We start from the raw sequence: 19,508 nt of genomic DNA, 5'->3' as shown, positions 1-19,508 counted from the left end.
TGTTGTGAGGCTTTTTTATTTATAATTAATATACTTAGTCTTTTAAGTTATAACCTGAACAATATATAAAATTCGGCATATCATTTAATTTCATATTCATTATTGCCCTCCTCTCATTTGAATAGAAAACCATATTCATAAACGCCTCATTAATAAATTATTAATTCCCAAAGACTCAAGCTTGCTTAAGTTTTCAACTCATTGAACAAAATACTAAAACTCGTAATTTTGCAATAGAGTGAATTTTACATCGTATGAGTTGTTGTATTTTGTGGTCTGATTTGTGAAATTACATTCAAGTAAATCCAAGTCTCGTCGATATATATAATCACAGAAACAATATTTACTTTAATCTTCGCAAAGACAGTAAGAAGGGGAAAATTCAATGAAATTTAGCCATAAGGTGGTTGCTGCATCATCAGCCTTGCTGCTAGTGACAGTATCATTGCTTTCAATACAACAACTTTACACCGTGAGAAGTGCGGTAGAAAACCACGTCAGTGCGAGCGTTAATGAGATGGTCTCAGGTGTTAAGAACACCGTAGTATCTGAAATGAACGCCAAGAAAGCATTGGCTCAATCAACAACTGAAGTCATCGAGATCGCTCCTCAAGATCATGCTTATGTAAAAACTATCCTAGAAAAGCCTAAGCTTAAAAATAGCTTTCTCGCAGTTGGTTTTGGCTATGAGGCAAACGGTTTCGTCATTGAAAATGATGACGGATGGGAAGCCGGCCCAGATTACGACCCACGAATTCGCCCTTGGTATATTGATGCTAAATCCAAAAACAGTTTAGTAGTTACCGCTCCTTATGTGGATGCATCAAGCAAAAAGGTCATCATCTCAGTAGGTACACCCGTAAAAGACAACGGCCGCTTCACTGCTGGCATGTTCTACGACTTAGAGCTGACTAACCTAGCGACCCTAGTAAATCAAGTAAACTTGTTTGATGCAGGTTACCTATTCCTAGTAACAGCCGACGGTACGACCATCGCCCACCCAAATGCAAAGAACAATGGTGAAATGCTCTCAAGCTACATGCCACAAGCTACGATTCGTGAAGGCTCTCAAGAGATTGAAGTCGATGACAAAACGTTCCTAGTAAACTTCACTCACATTCCAAGTGAAGATTGGTATATTGGGGCAATCGTTGATGAAGCAATAGCTTTCCAAACCGTTGAAGACCTGAAAAACAGCTCGATGATTTACTCGTTGATTGCCGTAATTCTCAGCATCATTGCACTAACGGTTCTGATTCGTGTATTAATGCGCCCACTTGATGCACTTAACGAAGCAATTCAGGACGTAGCAAGCGGACAAGGTGACTTAACTAAGCGCCTAGATACCAACACAGACAAAGAGTTCTCTGACCTAGCGAAAGGCTTCAACACCTTTACCGAAAACCTACAAAGCCAAATCATTCAATCTAAAGCAATTGGCGTTGAGATTAAGCGTGGTACTGAAATCACAGTTAGAGGTGCAGGTGAATCAGCAAACGCAATGAATACGCAATTGCAAGAACTTGAACAGCTAGCAACCGCAATGAACGAAATGGCAGTGACTGCAACAGAAGTAGCAAACAACGCTCAAGGGGCGGCTGCAGCAGCTCGTGAAGCTGACGAAGCAACACTAGACGGTACTTCAGTAGTAAGTGACACCACGCAAGCCATTGATAACCTCTCAGCTCGTATCGACCAAGCCGTTGCAGAAGTACAAGTACTTGAATCAGCAACAGCAAACATTGAAACGATTCTTAAAGTAATCAACGACATTGCTGACCAAACTAACCTACTGGCATTGAACGCTGCGATTGAAGCCGCGCGTGCGGGTGAATCAGGTCGTGGTTTCGCAGTTGTAGCCGACGAAGTTCGTACTCTGGCGCAACGTACTCAAGAGTCGACAACTGAAATCCGCAACATGATCGAGCAGCTCCAAGCTGGCGCAAGCTCAGTATCTAACGCGATGAACCAAAGTAAAGACACTGCGACTGACGCCGTTGAACGCGCGCAGCAAGCGAACTCTTCACTTGACCGTATCCGTGACGCGATTCAGCGTATCTCTGATATGAATATTCAGATTGCTTCAGCAGCAGAAGAACAGAGCTTGGTAGCGGAAGAGATCAATAACAACACGGTTAAGATCAAAGACCTTTCAACACAAGTATCAAACTCAGCTCAAGAAGCGAATACGGCAATGCAAGTGCAAACTGATAATGTTCGTGCGCAGGATGAACTGTTGAATAAGTTTACCGTGTAAGATTGCATCTAAGATGGAACCAACAAAAAAGGCATGCTTAATCATTATTTGAGCATGCCTTTTCTTTTGCGAATCAGTAATTACAAACCTCTGATTTCCTAACTATTTTAGCCTAAATGCAACCATCAGCTATTAGTAATCAACATCATACATTGGTTAGGTTCAACCTTAATGGTTAAAGCCTTGTCTGCACATTCAAACACGTTACCGGACAATAAATCCGTCACATCACCCGTCCAAGTTAGTGATGCCGTTTTACATCGCTTAGATTTATTAATCACCACAATGCCTTTGTCTCCACGAACAAACACCAACAAATCATCATTCGCTTCAACCACACGCATTGCTTCGCCATGAACATGATTATGAAATTGAATCATATTTTTCATGTAAGGCGCTTGCCAGTCGTTAAGCCATCGAGGCTGGCCGTTCTGATCCAGAATACCGCTTGTGCTCAACTCACTGTAAACAAGCGGTACACCGCCATCTCGACCCAGAATGAAAGCATGTGCCAATCGTTCGTCCACTTCATCCATCACATGTTCCAAAAACACCTCGTTGTTTGGAATATCATGAGTCACAGCAAACGTAATGGCTCGCATGTTCGATAGCGCCTGACCAAAACAGTACGGATTGATAAGAGACTTAAAGCTGCCCTGCTCTTCAAAGGCTTTGAAAATGGTATTGAACAGCGGGAAATCATAAGCGCCTAAGCGAGTGTGTTTGAGGTATGGCTCAAGGAACAACTCATACTCTTCTTCCGTCGCACCACCATCAGTAATGATCTCGCCAAAGATGTGCATTTCTTCGCAGATGTCATCAGTCCACACCTTACGCAGATGTGACAGTGTCATGTGCTTTGCGGCATCAATACGGAAACCTTTCACGCCAATAGCTTTCAAGGCTTTGAGATAAGCTCTTTGCTGCGCGACCACATTGTCATTATCTAATAGCGTTGGTAAGCCGGGATCGCTCGCTCCACCGGTAATACGTCCATTTTGTACTTCCCAAGTATCTTTCCAATTCTTAATACCAAACGCTTCTACAAAGTCGTTTTCATCAAACAGAGTTTCAGAAAGATCACCAAACAAACGTATGGATTCGTAATACTCAGAATCTTGCTGGTAGGATGCCATATCTTGTTGATTGGGATACGTTAAATCACCTCGGATGCCAGATTCGTTGGCCATGTGATTGAACACGACGTCCACATAGGTACGAAGCCCATGTTGTTTTAACGTGTTCACCATCGTGATGAAATCTTGCGTGTCGCCAAGTTGATTATCAATCACACGATAGTCTTGTGGCTGATAACGTTGCCACCATTCGGTACCAGACTCTCGGTCACAACCTTTGGGGCCGCGTAACGACTTCATTGCTGGTGAAACTAAAACCGATTTATAACCCAACTCTTGAATCAGTGGGGCGTTCTTCATTACGTCAGCGTAACACCAGTCAAAGGCATGCAATATGACATCTGTCGCTGGGTTGCTTAACATAGCTGAACTCTCCATGTTGTTCTCCTACCAAACTTGTTTACAGCTTTCTAGATAAAGACAAGGCTAAAAGGCAAAGCTGCATAAATTTCCTTAAGAATGGCATTTATTATATGACTTACTCATTAAAACCCCTCCTCCTCCTATCAATTAGTCACGGCGGATAGTTGAGGGCGTAGCACCAATTATCGCATAACGTCTGGGATGAACACTCAGCCATCATGCTTTTAAATACGCCAAAAAGTGACAAAAAAGGAGCGTACATACGCTCCTTTTATTCCATTGCACACATATCTTACACTAGGTTCTGTAAAGAACCTTAACCACGTGCCAACCAAATTTTGTTTTTACCAGATGTGGTACCAACGTCTCACCAGAGAAACAAACCTTATCGAACTGAGGCACCATTTGACCTTTTTGGAACTCGCCTAAGTCACCTCCCTTTTTACCCGATGGGCAAGTAGAGTGCTTCTTCGCTAGTGTTTGAAACTTAGCGCCTTTCTTAAGCTGTTTAATGATGTCTTCTGCTTGTTCTTTATGCTTCACTAAAATGTGAAGCGCTGCTGCTTTTCTTGCCATGATAATTCTCAGTTTGTTTCTGTCAGTTCGTTACTGCTAGTTCTAACGATCAGTTTATCGCGATTTGCCCGTCGACTAGCTTCATCGACAGAAATTGTTCAGCAACTCGCATTTAGCGTGATTTTAACCCAAGAACCACTATTCTTCACTCTATAACCGAAAACAACCCTCTTAAAGGCCCTTAAAAACGGGTTAGTCACTTGCCCCTGCTTCCATTTCCCTTTAAATTAATCCTTATAAGTTAAGCGCGTATTAAGTAGGAGCCACATATGGCTAAAACAATCAGTAAAGCGAGTCAGTCACAGGGAATGTTGATGTTCAAGTTATCCCTCACTCAAAGTTTTGCGATTGGCACGCTTAAAGTTAGAGAAATAGTGCCTTTTCAGCCGATGACTCAAATCCCATACTCCCATCATCACGTGATTGGTACGGTGACCATCCGCGATCTTACCGTTCCAGTCATTGATATGTCTGCAGCGATTGGCTTTCGACCGATAACACCCTCTGAATACCAAGATTGTGTGCTCATCGTCACCGATTGTTTAAGAACAGTAGTGGCATTTTTGGTTCGTTCGATTGATAAAATCATTGAATGTGATTGGAAAAGCATTGAATCGCCACCCACCAGTGTGGGTCGTAATGTGTTTGTTACTGGTATTACGCGTTTTGAAGATCGTATCGTGCAAATGCTCGACGTGGAGTTATTACTTTCTAAGATCTACCCGGCTTATGAAAACGCGCATATTCCAATGCTGACCGATGTAGAAAGGGAACGTCTCAAAGCGCTGAATATCTTATTGGTTGATGACTCTTTAATCGCGAGGAAACAGCTATCTGATGCCTTGGACAGTATCAACATCCCTTATAGCATTTGTAATAATGGTTTAGATGCGATCGATCTAATGCGTCGCCAAGCCAGCGCTGGCAATGCAATTGATCTTCTCGTGAGTGATATTGAGATGCCTGGACTCGATGGCTATGAGCTTGCGTTCGAAGTACAAAATGACAGCGCACTGAGTCATGCCTACTGTATTTTGCATACCTCACTGTCCAGTGAAATCTGTGTCGACCGAGCCAATCAGGTAGGTGCACATGAAGCGCTTGAGAAGTTCAATGCGGGCGAATTAATCGAAGCCATGCTACGCGGCGCAAAAGTCTTAAACGAAGCATCTACGGCTGCTTAGACGCTATTTTGGAAGCTAAACCTAGCATCATGCTTAATGGTTTAGCTTCTTAGCTTCTTTAGGATTAGAGATGAATCAATGTAGAACTCTTCCTTAAGGTTTCTTTGGCATAGAATAACTCTTACTCACAAATTCCACTTCCTCAACTTCATTGACATGATTGGTAAAAGACGCCAATGCATAGAGTGTGTTCGCGACTAAGTTAGCGTATTTAAAAAGAATCGGGTCTGGCGATTTTTTGCTTTCATGATGCTCAATACTCACCAATGCTCGCACGACTTTTTTAGCCTGACAACGACATAAGTGAAGCTCGCTGGACACTCGGTGCCCGCCCGGTAAGACAAACCCTTTGAAACCACCTTCTAGCTGATCGCGAATGTGATGATAATCTTGCTTGAGATCGACCAATTCAGATTCGGTGATGGCGAGCTTACCGCGCACAGAACCATTCAAGTGATAAATGTTCGGCTGCAAGCGTTGCAAGATCTCACGAACCTGAGGCTCTAGGTCTAAAGACAGTACTAATCCAATACGACAACAAAGTTCATCCGACAAAATTTCAAAATCACAGATAGGACTGTCTTCATAAATAAATGGGTAACAGAACTCATCCCAATCTCGACTTACTGGTTTCACGTATCGATCCTTACACACAAAATATTAATCAGATGCCAATATAGCAAAATCTTTGGTTCAGACATAAAAAAGCCCTCACATTAGAGGGCTCTTAAAACAATAGCTTAAGCTAAGTTACTCGTTAGACACTTTTTTGTGGCCTTCTTGTAGGTGAACGAAATCCACCAGATCTTCACCAGAAACTTGGTATGCTTGACCAAAACCTTTAACGAACAAACCATTCTCTGCTTTCAGGTTGAATAGAGAGAAATCTTGAAGTTGGCTCAAGCCATCTATGATCTCACCAAAACGTTCTTGCATCTGGCCGATCACTTGAGTCCAAAGTTCCGTTTCACGTTCGACAACACTCGCTTGAGCATCAAACGTTAGGCGCTTACGTGCGTAAAGCTGCTTTGAGCCGTCTTCGTCTTCAATCATCATCAGAGAGACTTGAGGGTTTACTTTCAAGTTACGAGCGTGACGAGCAATATCAGAAATGAGAACAAAGTAACCTTCTTGGTTCTGAACGAAAGGTGCGTAACTTACGTTCGGGCGACCTTCTTCATCAACTGTTGCAAGTTGAAGGGTACGGCGATCTTGGCGAAATTCTTTAATTTCTGGACCTAGGCGACCTTGTAGACGTTCTTGTTTTACTTGCTGTTCCATAGGTAATTCCTTTATTCACTTTCTCTGATTTATTATTTTTGCCCGAGGTTGAGCGATCATTAAAATCCTCGTGCATTCATATCTTGTTTTAGCTAGTTCTTGAACTTAGTTAGGCTCTTTGTTAAGCCTTTCGAAACTTATTGTCGATCTTGATTATGCTTGCTGTTTAAGTACCTTGAAGCGTTCAACTTGGTCGGCAATAAGCTCTCGCTTTTCATTGCGGCCTAGGTAGATCTTAAAAATGTTCTCGCCCGTTTCACTGAAGAAACCGAAGTAATGACTTTCACGACCCATGAACGCTTTGCTCACCAAACCGATCTGTTTCACGTTGTCGAGTTTCAGGTGGCCATGAAGCTCGCCTTCTTTGCCCATAAGGTTGTAGTAACCACGCGCTACTTTGCCTTTAGGGAACGGCGCTTTTACTTCGAAGATTGATCCGAATGAATGCACGATTGTGGTCACAGGGCCCCAACCCACTAAACCTTCTAGAATTTCTTGAGCACGGCTACCATCTAGCATCACCGCCATGTCGTTTGGAAAAGCAGCAACCACTTCAACCTCTGAAACACCTAGCTTCTCAGCAATCGCAGTAGGAAGCAGTTTTGGTTCTTCTTCTAGAATGCGAGCGACACGTTGTTCTAGAGTTTCTGTCATTTCTAATGTTGTATCTGTCATTGAATATGTTTCCGTATAAACGAGTAATTTACGTAAGTTCTAAATTTAAAATTCGATATTAAGCGTGCTTCAAGCTTGCATGCGGGTGAACGCCCGAAGCTGACACTTTCGGTGTAGGGTGCATCGCTTGATATTCAGCGTTAAGCACTTGAATCACACTCTGAGCGAGGCTTACCGCCCAGAAGCTACCAGCAATAGTCAGGCTCAGGTAATTCTCTGAAAGCTCAACCAAACCATTCTTCTCCCAACGTGAGAACAAAGGCTTCAAGTAATCGAACGTGTCTTGTCCCAAAAAGGTCGGTAACGTACTTCTTCTAACAACACCAGAGTCAAAGCTTGCCTTTAATGTCGAGAAGATTGGCTCTAGTGAGCTTTGCTTCGTCATCATCGCAATCGGCAGCTGACCTTGTTTTATAGACTCCATGTAGCTGTCTAAAGTTCGATGTTGCATCACTCCATGACCACCGATGTTGCCACCAGCACCACAACCAATCGGCAGAACTTCGGCATAAGTTTTCGCTAAGCTGTTGTAAATACTGCGTTCTCGGTTATCACGAGTCCAGTGATTCACGCTCAGTTGCTTGACCTTATTTTTTGCCATGAACTCGACGCCCGCCAAGTACATACTCGCCTTATCTGGCGTATTGGCAGGCGGTGGGATTTTTCCTTTCTCAACGAGATTAAGCATAGGTGCATTACCCCCAACAATCAGTTGATAGAGGTCAATACCGTGTGCACCAGTAGACATGTAGTCTTCTAAATCTTGTTGGAACACTTCCATTGACTGGTATGGCAATCCGTATAACAGATCAAGAACGATTGGCGCTTGCTCGGTACGACTCAAAGCACTGACCCGTTCTAGCACAATCTCTCGGTCATCTAGGCGCTTAGCACTGCGTCGAACTTGAGTATTAAAACTTTGAATACCGAATGAGAAACGATTGAAACCACCTTCAAGCGCACGATCAAACATCTCGTCGCCAAAGCGATTGATGCGCCCTTCCAATGTCATCTCAACATCGTTTGCTAGTGAGAAATATTGGCGAATAGCCTTACCTAATTGCTCTACTTGTTGAGGTGATAAATCGGTAGGTGTTCCGCCACCAATGTAGACAGCGTGAAATAATCCAGACTGAGCCCAAGGCGTTTTGGCTTTTTGCTTCAACTCAACCATCAGAGCATCGAAGTACTCATCCACTAATTTGCGGCTTGCGGCATTTTGGAAGAAGTTACAGAACGTACAGCGCACACGGCAGAAAGGAATATGGATATACAAGCAACGCTTATCCTGTTTTTTCCCTTCGCTTAGCATCAGTTCATCAAAAAGCTCCAACTTCTTACTCGGGTCGACCGGAATTGAACTTCCTCCGGCGTGTGCAGAATGCTTTTTAGCAAACGCAAAACGAAGCGGATCTGGGGTAGAAACCCCCACAATTGATTCGTCAAATTTATAAATATCAAGACTCATATAATCTCTCTAAACACTTACATAGCAAAGTCTGGAAGACTATTCGCTAAAACTGAGAGAATCATAAATAGACGCAAATGATAATGCAATTGATAATTGATCTTATTTAGATTCTGAGCAATAATCCGGTACAGATTTTAGATTTGGTAAAGGATTGAAAGTGAACGTTCCTAGATATGTTATTGCAGGCGGTGCATCGTTAGTGATTCATGCAGCGCTATTGTTTGTCGCTCAAGAATCCAAAGTATTCGCGATGCCTGCAGGTAGCCAATCGAACACGGTATCGATCAACTTCACGCCTAAGAGCACGCCTTCTCAAGCTCAACAAAAAACCATCACAGAGCCGGTTGAACCAGAACCAATCAAAGAAACAGTCTCACAAGCTGAACCTAAACCTGTCGAACCCAAGGCCGTTGAGCCAAAACAAGCCAAACCGACGCCAAAGAAAAAAGCGATCACCAATAAGCCTCAACCCAAGAAAGTAGAGAAAAAGGTTGTTGAAAAGAGAGTCGAAAAGAAGCCGATTCAAAAGAAACCAGTGACTCAGAAAAAGGTCGTTAAGAAAGAACGCCCAGAACCAAAGTCCAAACCAACGCCTCAACCAGAAAAACTGGCCGACAAGAAAATCGATAGAAATCTGGCCGAGTCTGCCAACCAACCTCAGGAAGTAAACCAAGGCGTATCAAACCAAGAGCCCGTATTAGTGACTAAGCCCTCTTTTTCTTCACGCCCGACACCACCGAATTACCCACGCCAAGCGAGACGTCGTGGGGTTGAAGGTGTCGCAACTTATGAGGTCTGGTTAGACGCTGAAGGCAAACAGATTAAACAAGCATTAGTAAATTCATCAGGCGCACTAATGCTCGACAACGCCGCTTTAGACGCCATTAAACAATGGAAATTCTCACCTCACACTGTCAATGGTCGAGCGATTGCTCACCGTGTACAAATACCTGTTCGTTTTAGGTTGGATTAATCATGCAACAAATCAGTTACTTACAAGATCAACTTGGCTTAATGACTTGGCCTCTTCTTATATGTTCAGCATTAACCGCAATGATCATCGCTGAACGAGTCTTCCAAGTGATGTTAAGCATTGGTGTTGGCAAGCGCGCCATTCGTCGCGAGCTCAATCAAATATCACCAACCAACAACAAAGAGATTGAAGCGCTTGCTCAGTCTATTTCAGGGAAAAGACCGCTGCTGTACAAGGGCGTCTCGATGTTGCTTGCTCACCACTCTTTTTCGAAAGGACTACGTGAAGATGCAGCAGGCATCTGGCTACAAGAAAAACGCCACCAGCTTCATGCAGGTTTAAGGTTGCTTGGTTTAATCGGCGTGATCAGTCCACTAATTGGCTTGCTTGGTACGGTGCTTGGTCTTATTGAGATGTTCAAAGGTGTAGCTGCTACCACCGGAAGTATTACACCAAATGATCTAGCTGACGGCCTTGGCTTAGCAATGAGAACCACAGCTGCAGGTTTGATGATTGCACTGCCTGCAATTTCAGGCGCACAGCTATTAGGCCTTTGGGCTGACCGAGTACTCGCTCAGCTAGAACATACCCTGAACTATGTGAATGTGTGGCTAGAAGGTATGTCGATTCAAACCAATCAATCTGATGATAATCAAGGTAAGCCAGTCAACAAAGCCTCTATCGGTGATGTGAGCCAAGCATGATTAAGACGCCCCACTCATCTCACACACAGAGCCTAGCGCCGGACTTAACACCGCTGCTCGACATCATTTTTATCGTGATGGTTTTTCTATTGCTTACGGCATCAGTAAAGCTGGAGTCACTGGAAGTTGAACTGCCTAGTTCTGACGTTAAAAACGTTTCTGAAGTCCACAAAGACTCGATTAGCGTCAACATTCTAGACCATGAACCCTACTGGGCGATTAACGGCCAAGAGTACATCGACTGGGAAAACTTCAAGATTGCCTTGTTAGAAGAGACAGGTTCAACAGATAAAAAGCCGATCATCATTGGCGCGGATAAAGCCGCCAACGTTGAAAACTTAGTGAAGCTGCTTTCATTTCTTCAAGAAAACGGAATACCAGCGACTCAATTGCTCACTGACGATGGCTAAAACAAGACTCAATTTTCACGAGGTTTGGCTTCTGACCGATAAGACTAAACAATCAGAGCTAAGCCTCTCTATCGACTCGAACTCACAATGCGAACGGACTGCTCACTGAGTATCTTCGCGATACAAAAAGAAAATATAAAGAACTTATTATGAACAACTTAAACGTGCTCAATAAATTAAAGACCAACAAGCATTTACTATCAATCGCTGCGATGAGCTTGGCTCTGACCGCGCCAGCAGCAATGGCCAACGATACAGAACAACCTCGAATCATCAGCGCGGGCAGTGCTGTTACCGAATTAGTTTTAGCGCTGGGTGCTCAAGATCAGTTAGTGGCGATTGATGTAACAAGCCATTTCCCTCAAGCAGAGAACCTGCCGAAAATTGGTTATCACCGAAACCTGTCAGCAGAAGGCTTGATAGCATTACAGCCAACAACACTGGTTGGCTCAGATGAAATGGGGCCAGATAACGCAATATCTCAATTGAAATCTGCGGGCGTCGATGTAGAGATCGTCAATACCGAAGCGAATGTTGAAGGGCTATTACAGCGAATAGACCAAATCGCCAAGATTACCCATACCGAAGCACACTCACAGAAAGTTAAAGCCGAAGTCAATCAGAAGGTTGCAGCACTGAAAGCAAACCAAGTACCAAGCAACGAAGCGAAGAAGGTGCTTTTCCTGTTGTTGCATGAAGGTCGCCCTGCGAACGTTGCCGGTGGTGAGACTTCACCAAACGCGATCATTGAATTGGCTGGCGGTGTTAACCCTGCAGCTCAAAGCCTAACGTCTTACAAGCCATTGTCGATGGAATCTCTGATAGAAATGCAGCCAGATGTCATCTTAGTGAGCGGACGTAGCTACCAGAAAATTGGCGGCGCTGATGCCATTCTTAAATCGTTACCTATGCTAGCGGCGACGCCAGCAGGCATGAACAAGCAAATTATTACTGTGAAGGGCAGCGCTTTAGTTGGAGGGCTTGGCCTTGAAAGCCTTTCTGAAGCGAAGCGATTAAACGCACTTATCTATCCGTTATAACTTATCTACCCGCTATAACTAGACTACCCTATTTCTACTGTTGCTTGCTTAATGCTCATCACCGTCTCGCTTTTTGCGAAGTCGGTGATCAGTATTGAAGCTAGTGATAGACATTGAGGCCCTTTATGTTGCTACGATCCGTCCCACTGAAAACATCGATGTTAGGCCTAGGAACTGCCTTAGTCTTCGTCGCGCTGTACTCGATCACTGTTGGGCCAATGAACATTAGCTTGGCTGACAGCGCAGCCAGCCTGCTCCAACTAAACAATGACTTAGCACCTCACATCAATTTGGTGATTCAAGAAATTCGCTTACCCAGAACGATATTGTGCATGCTAATCGGCGCAATACTCGCTTTATGTGGCGCAGTCATGCAGGGCTTATTTCGAAACCCGCTTGCCGAGCCTGGAATCATTGGCGTGTCAGCCGGATCTGCATTGGGTGCCGCATTAGCTATTGTCCTTTTTTCAAAAATTTCCGTCCAATACCCAGCATTTATGAATTTTGCTGCGGTCCCTGTCTTCGCCTTTCTTGGTGGCGCATTAACTACGCTATTGGTGTATAAGCTGGGTACAGGCAAATTTGGCACTTCAGTCACCATCATGCTGTTAGCGGGTGTAGCGATCAGTGCACTATCTGGCGCAGGTATTGGCTTTTTGAATTTCATTGCTGATGACCAAATGCTGCGTGATCTTTCATTATGGTCAATGGGTTCATTAGCGGGTGCTAAGTGGTCTGGCATTTTACTTGCTGCTGTCACGCTCGTTGGATTGTTTATTATTTTCTACCGCCAAGCGATGTCACTGAACGCCCTGCTCTTAGGTGAGTCAGAAGCGCAACACCTTGGTATCCCAGTACAAAAACTTAAACGAAAGTTGATTCTACTGACCGCCGCAGGCGTAGGAATCACGGTTAGTTTGTCTGGGATGATCGGTTTTATCGGGCTTGTGATCCCTCATTTAGGTCGCATGTTAGCGGGCCCGGATCATCGAGTTCTACTTCCCTTATCTGCCGTTTTAGGTGCATTGCTGTTAACCGCCGCAGACATGTTCTCACGCGTGATACTTGCTCCAGCAGAGCTACCTGTAGGTATTGTCACCGCAATAATCGGCGCACCGTTCTTCCTGTACCTACTATTTCAACAGAAAGGGAGAATCCTTTAATGTTTCCTTCAGCGTTAAAAGCGACCGATATCGAAGTGAAGTTCGGCAATAAAGTGATATTAGATGGCGTTTCTATTGAGGTTGAAGCGGGAAAGGTAACCACACTGCTTGGGCCAAATGGCGCGGGTAAAAGCACACTACTCAAAGCCTTGTGCCAAGAAATATCAAGCAACGGTGATATCCAATATTTTGGACACACTAAAGACAAGTGGCCTTCTCATAAGCTTGCAAAGCATCTGGCTATGCTTCCTCAACACAGTACGTTAACCTTCCCCTTCCTAGCACATGAAGTTGTTGAACTTGGTGGAATCCCTCTGCAAGAATCCCACAAAAACCTCAAAAGCATTGCTAGCAAAAAAATGGATGTTGCCGATGTGACTCACTTAAGTGAAAGGCTCTACCCTTCTCTATCTGGCGGTGAAAAACAACGAGTTCACTTGGCTCGAGTGTTAACTCAGCTTCACTATTCTGGTGATCAATGCATATTAATGCTGGATGAGCCTACGTCTGCACTGGATCTCGCCCACCAGCACAACACCTTAAAGATCGCGAGAGAGTTAGCCGACAATCACAATGCTGCTGTTATCGTCGTGCTACATGATCTTAACTTAGCCGCACAATACTCAGATAGATTGGTAGTCTTAAAAAACGGGAACTTGATTTGCGATGGTAGTCCTTGGGAGGCACTTAGACCTTCGATGATTGAGGATGTATATGGCTATAAGAGTATCGTAGAAAAGCACCCAACCATGAGTTTTCCTCAAGTTCACCCCGCTCAATAAGCTCGGTTTAAGGCCTACTCATTTCAAGTATTCGTTCTTAATAACAACTAAGTCATACTAAGCCTCGATTTTTTCGAGGCTTTTTTATTGGCTCATAGCCTCTCTCGCGTCTCAAACTCAACTTTATTAGCAACCATAGCAATAAAGTCCAAAACGTCTCATCCTAAGCGTTTGAGGCTCTAAATATGAACCATAGCCGTTGGTGGTACGGAGATTTGACCATTATTAGTAAAGGCATGGAAAACGTAAGCATATAAAAAGAAAAGAAATAAACGCTATCAAGACGGAAGTAAACCGACGAAAACAAGACCAATACATTAGAGGAGAGTAATGAAAAGTGAAATTACAGCCATAAAAAAAGCCCCCTCAGGAGCTTTTTTTATGGCGTGTTGATTATTGGCTCATACGAATTAATGACTTGCCAATCAACCACTCTAGTTCTTTACCGCTAGTCTCACCAAACTGAGTTTCCGTCAGTTTGTATAGACGATCAATACCGTTTGCAGCAAATTCGTGCGCGCTTTCAGCTGTAACGATATGATGGAAAAGTAGACGTAAGATAGCCAGGAATTCAGCGTCTTCAAGTGCGCTAACCCAGCTAGCCGAAAATGCGTCAAGACCATTTTCAAAGTCAATGTGTTCCATGAACATCTTAAAAATACGACCGTCTAGTGCAGCTGTAAAGTCAGTTTTCTTTGGAAAATGGTGGCTTATACCTGTACGAGAAACGCCCGTTTGCTGACTCAACGTCGTGTATGACATCTTGTCGTAACCCAACCTTAGCAACTGGTCTACAACGGCATCCATGATCTTCTGGATAGTGATTTCTGTATCTTCTTTACTACGCTTTGGCATATTCAGGCTCTTCTCTTTGTAAATCCATCTAACTCAATCAAATGAAGTCAGAATGCAAATCGTTATCAGCATTATGTGAGCAAGGTATTTTTTCGCAAGTATTTATAACTAATTTCACACAAATACTATGTACGAATAATTCTACAGTGACGCCTCTCTGGACGCTTTGTCTAATTATTCTTCGAATAATCACCTTACGATCCTAAGTCTGCAATTTTAAATAACTACTTAGAATATGAAATACCCAACGAAAAATTCATTGTATAAATACCTATCAAGCGATAGATAGTCTTATAAAATCATTCCTGGTGCAACTAAGTGAATGATATTCTGACAAATTAATAACATTAATCTTCGACAAAACATGATGGAGATCACATACATATTTTGCGTCGCGAATGTTGATATTCATTTCACCTCTAAACAAACAACATAGCATACCAGTATAAATTAGTTCAAAGATTTTAATTTTTGTAGATACCGTTCAAATTGCTCGTTAGAATAACCTCAGATTTTGTAAGAGGATTATTTATGAGCCAAGATAACGGTAACAATGATGTATGCGAAGCTTGCGGTTGTGCAGGTGAAATCGGCTTTATCATTAAAGAAGGCGACGAAGTTGCTGAAGTAAAGGTTTACGGTAGCTCTAAAGCCCTTATTGAAGCTGAGTTTGCTAAGTACGTTGAGTTAGCAAAACAAGTGTCTAGCAATGTTGAGTTTGAAACGTCAGAGATGACAGAAGATAGCACTGAATTGCAAGCGCGCTTTAAATTTGAAGTCAGCGCTGAAAAAATTATTTTTGAACTTAAAACTCGCTCTCTAGCGCGTTAATATAAGCATCAATATTCATACAAATAAAAAGGCGAGCTTACTGCTCGTCTTTTTTTATCATTTCAACCCAACCAAGTGCCCCATTAGTTTCAAAATCATTTTCCGCTGTACATTTAATCACCACTCCTGAAACCTCAACGACAGCACCTATGCTATAAGCCTTATCATTGTAATAACAAACTCGTTGCTGTGAACTACTCTGAGTGACGACCACAGCTGCTTTTGCGGGCGTTGATATTATTTCATTAGCATTCGCTGATATTGAACAACACATAGAAGTTAGAAGCATAAAAGCCTGTAAAGTTTGACGCTTTGTTCCAACCCAAAATTTACCTATCATTGTCGTTCTATTCCTTTTTTACCTACCAATAAATGAGTAAAACACTAGGCGAGAATAATTTTTTCATTATAGTGTTATCGTTTATCGTAATAAAGAAGCTTGTTATGATCCGAATAATTGCACTTATTATTGGTTATTTAACCATAACAAATGTGGCAGCAGAACCCCTCGATCAGTATCAAATATTGAACCATTTGGATAATTACGGAAACTTATATTTACGTAATAAGCCGTACACATCACTTCCTAGCGGCCTGATTGTTGATGGTAATCTAAATATAGAGAACACCGCAATTACCCGTTTACCGAAAGGTTTAGAAGTGAACGGCAGTCTTAAAGCGTCTAACAGCCAACTGACAAGAGTTCCTACAGGCATTAAGATAAAGGGCTACGCCGACTTGATTGGCAGCCAAATCACCAGTTGGCCAAGAGGTGTGCGCGTCGGTGGATTTATTAATCTCACAGATACTCCACTACAGAGGCTTCCAAATGGCTTTAGAGTAAAAGGTGACTTAAGCGTCATTCGAACTCCTTTGACGGAACTTCCAAACGGTATCGTCATTGACGGTGATTTGTATATTGGCGGCTCTGCCATTACCGAGTTTCCAGACACCATGACGGTCAAAGGCAATATCTATCTAGGTGGTAACGCCGTGACGACATGGCCAACCAATTTAGAACTCGGCGGTGCTGTTGCTCGCTAGTTTAGACGAAGTTCGTTTTTTGTTCTTATGGGCAATAAAAGACCAAAACCAGACACAAAAAAGGAGCCCAAGGCTCCTTTTTTTAATTCATTCACTTGTTAGTTAGCTAATGCGCTCGTTCGCCTAATCATCATAAGCAAACTAGCCATAAGTGAACGCGAACTAACCAATGTTCTTCACAGGGTTCGCATAGCTATCAATCAAGTACTGACGAGCACCTTGTGGCAAGCTCGATAACTTTTCTTCAAACTCTTTTTTAACCGAATCTGTAATTGAGTCATCTTCTTTTTCGGCTGCTAATAAGTTTACTGGGAACAGTTTGTAGTTATCGTGTATTTGACGATCGATTTCTTCGGCAAGCGCTTCAGGCGTATCAAAGTCTTGGTCAATAACCTGACCAAAACCAACGTGCACGCGCCCTTTGTTACCGATGATGCCTTGAATGATACTTTCGATATCTTCAAATTCACCCTTTTCATAACTGCCGTTTACGTCTTTCTCAAAAAGTTCTATCGCTTTCGCGGTGTCACACGGATCGTTTTCGTAGGAAATAGCAACAGGCACGATCTTCAACGACTTCACATATTCAGGGAATGCGATTTTTTGCTTACGTCCTTCTACGTGGAACATTTTTAGAATTGCTGGCTCAGTGAAATCATTACCATCTTTAGCTCGGCCTTCTTTTTGAGCGATCCAGATAGAGTTACCCGTTTCTAAAGAGTGCTTAATGTAAGAAGAAAGCTGGCTTAACGCTTTCATCATTTCACGCGGCCCTTTCAGAGAACGTTTTACGATGAAGCTCTTGTTTAGACGCATCAATTCAGTCGCACATGGCTTCTTCAATAGGTTGTCACCAATAGCAATACGACAAGTCTGATGGTTCTTTTGATGCAAAGCGTAATTAACTAGCGCAGGATCCATAGCAATGTCACGATGGTTTGATACAAACAGGTAAGCTTGATCAGTATCCAATGACTCTAAGCCAGTGTATGTCACACCATTGGTGGTTTTAGCTAGCGTGTCACGTAAGTATTTTTTCACTTCAATCTGAATGGATTCGACGCTAGTCAGCTTGCTCCACTTCATTTTTAAGTAAACGCGTAGAATTGGACTCATTAACGTTTTGAACCAAGACGCATGGTTTGAAAAACGGTAGTGCAAAATCGCACTGATAAATTCTTCATCATTAATAAGACGGTTTAGTGCCGCAGGAATTTCATCATCGCCGTAAGGACGAATATCAACATATGGATCGCTTGGAGAGGTCATTTTTTAATTCATATAATAAAAAGCTGGCTCATTCTACGCGTTGTTTTGACTTCTCGCAGCTACAGAGCCCATACTTTTGACAAGGTCAGACCAGAAACATTGAAAATCCCCTGTTATTGTTGGCATTCTTACAGATTAACGGTAATCTTGACACCCCAAAATTAAGGTACTATCTATGAACTTCGCTATTGAATATACATCGGCTTACTTTTCACACTTGGTGATCACACCACGCAAGAAAGTACTTAAACATAGCCTTGTATCGGTTCAAAGTGGCTTGGTTTTGATAAAGCTAGGTAAACAAGAGTATGCCGTTGAGCCAGGTCAAAGTATCTGGATTCCCTATGACTGCTTAACGTCACTGACCTACTTTCCAAATACCCAAATTAATCGTGTCGATTTTTCTGTGCGTTTAACGGATTCTTTCCCAAGACAAGCGGGTTACATCACTCAAACGAACCTGTCTTCGGCGCTATTAGAAAAACTAGAGATAACCAAAGCTCGCGCTTCAAATGCTAATAATACCGAGCAAGCATTCAAAGATATGCTTTCTGTGCTTAAACAAGAAGTGTTAGCGTTCAAACCATTACTTTGCGAAAGCGCCCTGTCTCAGCGATTCAATCAATGGAATATTGATGACTCTAACCTGCCACAAGAACACACCTTGGTGATGGTAATGAGGGAAGCAAAGAAACGCATGCAATCAGGTCAAAAGCGTGCGTTGGTGATTGATGACTTATTCTCAGGTAAGGAAGAGGAGTTTGAGCAACTGTGTATGCTAGTTTTCGGTGAAGAACTCTAGACAAAAGAGTCCGGTCCCCGTTCTTTACTCACTAAATTCAGACGTAAACCAGTCTATGAGCTAACTATTAAATTAAACCAAGCCAAAAACACTAGATACTAAAAAGCCGCAAAAACTCAGTTTTTGCGGCTTTTTTAATTCTTAACATTTCAACTTTGAATTCTTCGCATCTCAACATCGACTAATGGCCTTTCGGTCTAGAATGGCAATTCAACCTGCATCATCAAGTCTGCGTCTCGTGAGTCATGCCAACGGTAATCAAAGCGCATACGAGGTTGCCCTTCTACTTTCTCACCAAAACCGATACTCAACTGAAGACCATGGTTCATTAACCATTCTTCTGTAGACATGTCATATTGCTCGTCTTCCAGATCTTCAGGGAACCACATCCCCAAGCCAACATAGTTTGATTCAAGGCTTTGTGTTAACAGAGGGGAATCTTTACTTTGGATAACCCAATCGGACCAATAGTCAGGTTTACTCTCTGAGTCTCGGCCTGAAAATCCACTGATTTCTAGCATACGCTGACCAAAAGATTCGATGCTAGTAGAAAAATTTAGACAACTATTTTCATCACCAGAAGTCAGCATGATCGAATCTAAACTAAAAAAATCACAATCAGCGTACGCAGGCATACTGCATGCAGCAATAATTAACGTCGCTGGTATCGCGCCCTTCAGCATAGTCATCAG

21 protein-coding genes are annotated in these 19,508 nt (G+C 42.8%); 11 read left to right on the top strand and 10 right to left on the bottom strand.

Going from position 1 to position 19,508, the window contains the following annotated elements:
* Positions 1–385 precede the first annotated feature (385 nt).
* On the top strand, positions 386–2,257 hold the full coding sequence (locus tag ACFI6G_RS05520) for a methyl-accepting chemotaxis protein (RefSeq protein ID WP_010431204.1): 1,872 nt from the start codon (positions 386–388) through the stop codon (positions 2,255–2,257).
* A gap of 125 nt (positions 2,258–2,382) precedes the next feature.
* Here the strand turns inward: ACFI6G_RS05520 and ACFI6G_RS05515 are convergent, their stop codons facing one another.
* Both ACFI6G_RS05515 and ppiC read right to left on the bottom strand, forming a co-directional pair.
* The gene (locus ACFI6G_RS05515) at positions 2,383–3,771 is read right to left on the bottom strand and encodes an alpha-amylase family glycosyl hydrolase (RefSeq protein ID WP_010431206.1); all 1,389 of its coding nucleotides are present in this window, start codon (positions 3,769–3,771) and stop codon (positions 2,383–2,385) included.
* A 282-nt stretch (positions 3,772–4,053) separates the two neighbouring features.
* Positions 4,054–4,332: a peptidylprolyl isomerase PpiC gene (gene ppiC, locus ACFI6G_RS05510; protein ID WP_010431207.1), complete on the bottom strand. Its 279-nt coding sequence runs from the start codon at positions 4,330–4,332 to the stop codon at positions 4,054–4,056.
* Between the two features lie 269 nt (positions 4,333–4,601).
* On the opposite strand from ppiC, the gene ACFI6G_RS05505 reads away from it, so the two are divergent.
* Positions 4,602–5,516, top strand: coding sequence for a chemotaxis protein (locus tag ACFI6G_RS05505; protein WP_462710169.1), 915 nt, complete (start codon positions 4,602–4,604; stop codon positions 5,514–5,516).
* Positions 5,517–5,609: 93 nt separating this feature from the next.
* Here the strand turns inward: ACFI6G_RS05505 and ACFI6G_RS05500 are convergent, their stop codons facing one another.
* From ACFI6G_RS05500 to hutW, 4 genes are all read right to left on the bottom strand, one after another.
* Complete coding sequence (locus ACFI6G_RS05500) at positions 5,610–6,152, bottom strand: ATP:cob(I)alamin adenosyltransferase (RefSeq protein ID WP_462710168.1); 543 nt, start codon at positions 6,150–6,152, stop codon at positions 5,610–5,612.
* A 114-nt stretch (positions 6,153–6,266) separates the two neighbouring features.
* On the bottom strand, positions 6,267–6,797 hold the full coding sequence (gene hutZ / locus ACFI6G_RS05495) for a heme utilization protein HutZ (protein WP_016794537.1): 531 nt from the start codon (positions 6,795–6,797) through the stop codon (positions 6,267–6,269).
* A gap of 153 nt (positions 6,798–6,950) precedes the next feature.
* Entirely contained in the window at positions 6,951–7,472 is a 522-nt protein-coding gene (gene hutX / locus ACFI6G_RS05490) for a heme utilization cystosolic carrier protein HutX (RefSeq protein ID WP_016794536.1), read from the bottom strand.
* Between the two features lie 58 nt (positions 7,473–7,530).
* Complete coding sequence (hutW, locus tag ACFI6G_RS05485) at positions 7,531–8,940, bottom strand: heme anaerobic degradation radical SAM methyltransferase ChuW/HutW (RefSeq protein ID WP_016794535.1); 1,410 nt, start codon at positions 8,938–8,940, stop codon at positions 7,531–7,533.
* 160 nt (positions 8,941–9,100) lie between these two features.
* Here hutW and ACFI6G_RS05480 point away from each other — a divergent pair, with 160 nt between their 5' ends.
* The 6 genes from ACFI6G_RS05480 to ACFI6G_RS05455 all read left to right on the top strand — a co-directional run bounded on the left by ACFI6G_RS05480 (position 9,101) and on the right by ACFI6G_RS05455 (position 14,015).
* On the top strand, positions 9,101–9,916 hold the full coding sequence (locus ACFI6G_RS05480; protein ID WP_016768802.1) for an energy transducer TonB: 816 nt from the start codon (positions 9,101–9,103) through the stop codon (positions 9,914–9,916).
* A gap of 2 nt (positions 9,917–9,918) precedes the next feature.
* Complete coding sequence (locus ACFI6G_RS05475) at positions 9,919–10,620, top strand: MotA/TolQ/ExbB proton channel family protein (protein WP_016768803.1); 702 nt, start codon at positions 9,919–9,921, stop codon at positions 10,618–10,620.
* Positions 10,617–11,030: an ExbD/TolR family protein gene (locus ACFI6G_RS05470; protein WP_016768804.1), complete on the top strand. Its 414-nt coding sequence runs from the start codon at positions 10,617–10,619 to the stop codon at positions 11,028–11,030. The genes ACFI6G_RS05475 and ACFI6G_RS05470 overlap by 4 nt, the downstream gene beginning before the upstream one ends.
* A 149-nt stretch (positions 11,031–11,179) precedes the next feature.
* A complete protein-coding gene (locus ACFI6G_RS05465) occupies positions 11,180–12,070 on the top strand; it encodes a heme/hemin ABC transporter substrate-binding protein (RefSeq protein ID WP_016768805.1) in 891 nt (296 codons plus the stop codon).
* 125 nt (positions 12,071–12,195) lie between these two features.
* A complete protein-coding gene (locus ACFI6G_RS05460) occupies positions 12,196–13,233 on the top strand; it encodes a FecCD family ABC transporter permease (protein ID WP_016768806.1) in 1,038 nt (345 codons plus the stop codon).
* Positions 13,233–14,015, top strand: a complete 783-nt coding sequence (locus ACFI6G_RS05455) for a heme ABC transporter ATP-binding protein (RefSeq protein ID WP_016768807.1) — start codon at positions 13,233–13,235, stop codon at positions 14,013–14,015. The genes ACFI6G_RS05460 and ACFI6G_RS05455 overlap by 1 nt, the downstream gene beginning before the upstream one ends.
* A 393-nt stretch (positions 14,016–14,408) precedes the next feature.
* On the opposite strand, the gene ACFI6G_RS05450 is transcribed toward ACFI6G_RS05455, so the two are convergent.
* A complete protein-coding gene (locus ACFI6G_RS05450; protein WP_010431239.1) occupies positions 14,409–14,870 on the bottom strand; it encodes a TetR/AcrR family transcriptional regulator in 462 nt (153 codons plus the stop codon).
* A gap of 531 nt (positions 14,871–15,401) precedes the next feature.
* On the opposite strand from ACFI6G_RS05450, the gene ACFI6G_RS05445 reads away from it, so the two are divergent.
* A complete protein-coding gene (locus ACFI6G_RS05445) occupies positions 15,402–15,701 on the top strand; it encodes a YfcZ/YiiS family protein (RefSeq protein ID WP_010431242.1) in 300 nt (99 codons plus the stop codon).
* 37 nt (positions 15,702–15,738) lie between these two features.
* Here the strand turns inward: ACFI6G_RS05445 and ACFI6G_RS05440 are convergent, their stop codons facing one another.
* Positions 15,739–16,041, bottom strand: coding sequence for a DUF1496 domain-containing protein (locus tag ACFI6G_RS05440; RefSeq protein WP_010431245.1), 303 nt, complete (start codon positions 16,039–16,041; stop codon positions 15,739–15,741).
* A 104-nt stretch (positions 16,042–16,145) separates the two neighbouring features.
* Here ACFI6G_RS05440 and ACFI6G_RS05435 point away from each other — a divergent pair, with 104 nt between their 5' ends.
* The gene (locus ACFI6G_RS05435) at positions 16,146–16,745 is read left to right on the top strand and encodes a hypothetical protein (RefSeq protein ID WP_010431249.1); all 600 of its coding nucleotides are present in this window, start codon (positions 16,146–16,148) and stop codon (positions 16,743–16,745) included.
* Between the two features lie 162 nt (positions 16,746–16,907).
* On the opposite strand, the gene ACFI6G_RS05430 is transcribed toward ACFI6G_RS05435, so the two are convergent.
* Positions 16,908–18,014 carry a 1-acyl-sn-glycerol-3-phosphate acyltransferase gene (locus ACFI6G_RS05430; RefSeq protein ID WP_010431252.1) on the bottom strand — a complete coding sequence of 369 codons (1,107 nt, stop codon included), beginning with the start codon at positions 18,012–18,014 and terminating at the stop codon, positions 16,908–16,910.
* A 175-nt stretch (positions 18,015–18,189) separates the two neighbouring features.
* Between ACFI6G_RS05430 and ACFI6G_RS05425 the strand changes: the two genes are divergently transcribed.
* A complete protein-coding gene (locus ACFI6G_RS05425; RefSeq protein ID WP_016767905.1) occupies positions 18,190–18,816 on the top strand; it encodes a hypothetical protein in 627 nt (208 codons plus the stop codon).
* Between the two features lie 197 nt (positions 18,817–19,013).
* Here the strand turns inward: ACFI6G_RS05425 and ACFI6G_RS05420 are convergent, their stop codons facing one another.
* Positions 19,014–19,505 (bottom strand): hypothetical protein, encoded by a 492-nt coding sequence (locus ACFI6G_RS05420; protein ID WP_016789643.1) that lies wholly within the window; start codon positions 19,503–19,505, stop codon positions 19,014–19,016.
* Positions 19,506–19,508: the final 3 nt, after the last annotated feature.

It is taken from the genome of Vibrio sp. PSi01 (assembly GCF_054960695.1).
This window is presented reverse-complemented; position numbering and strand designations above follow the sequence as displayed.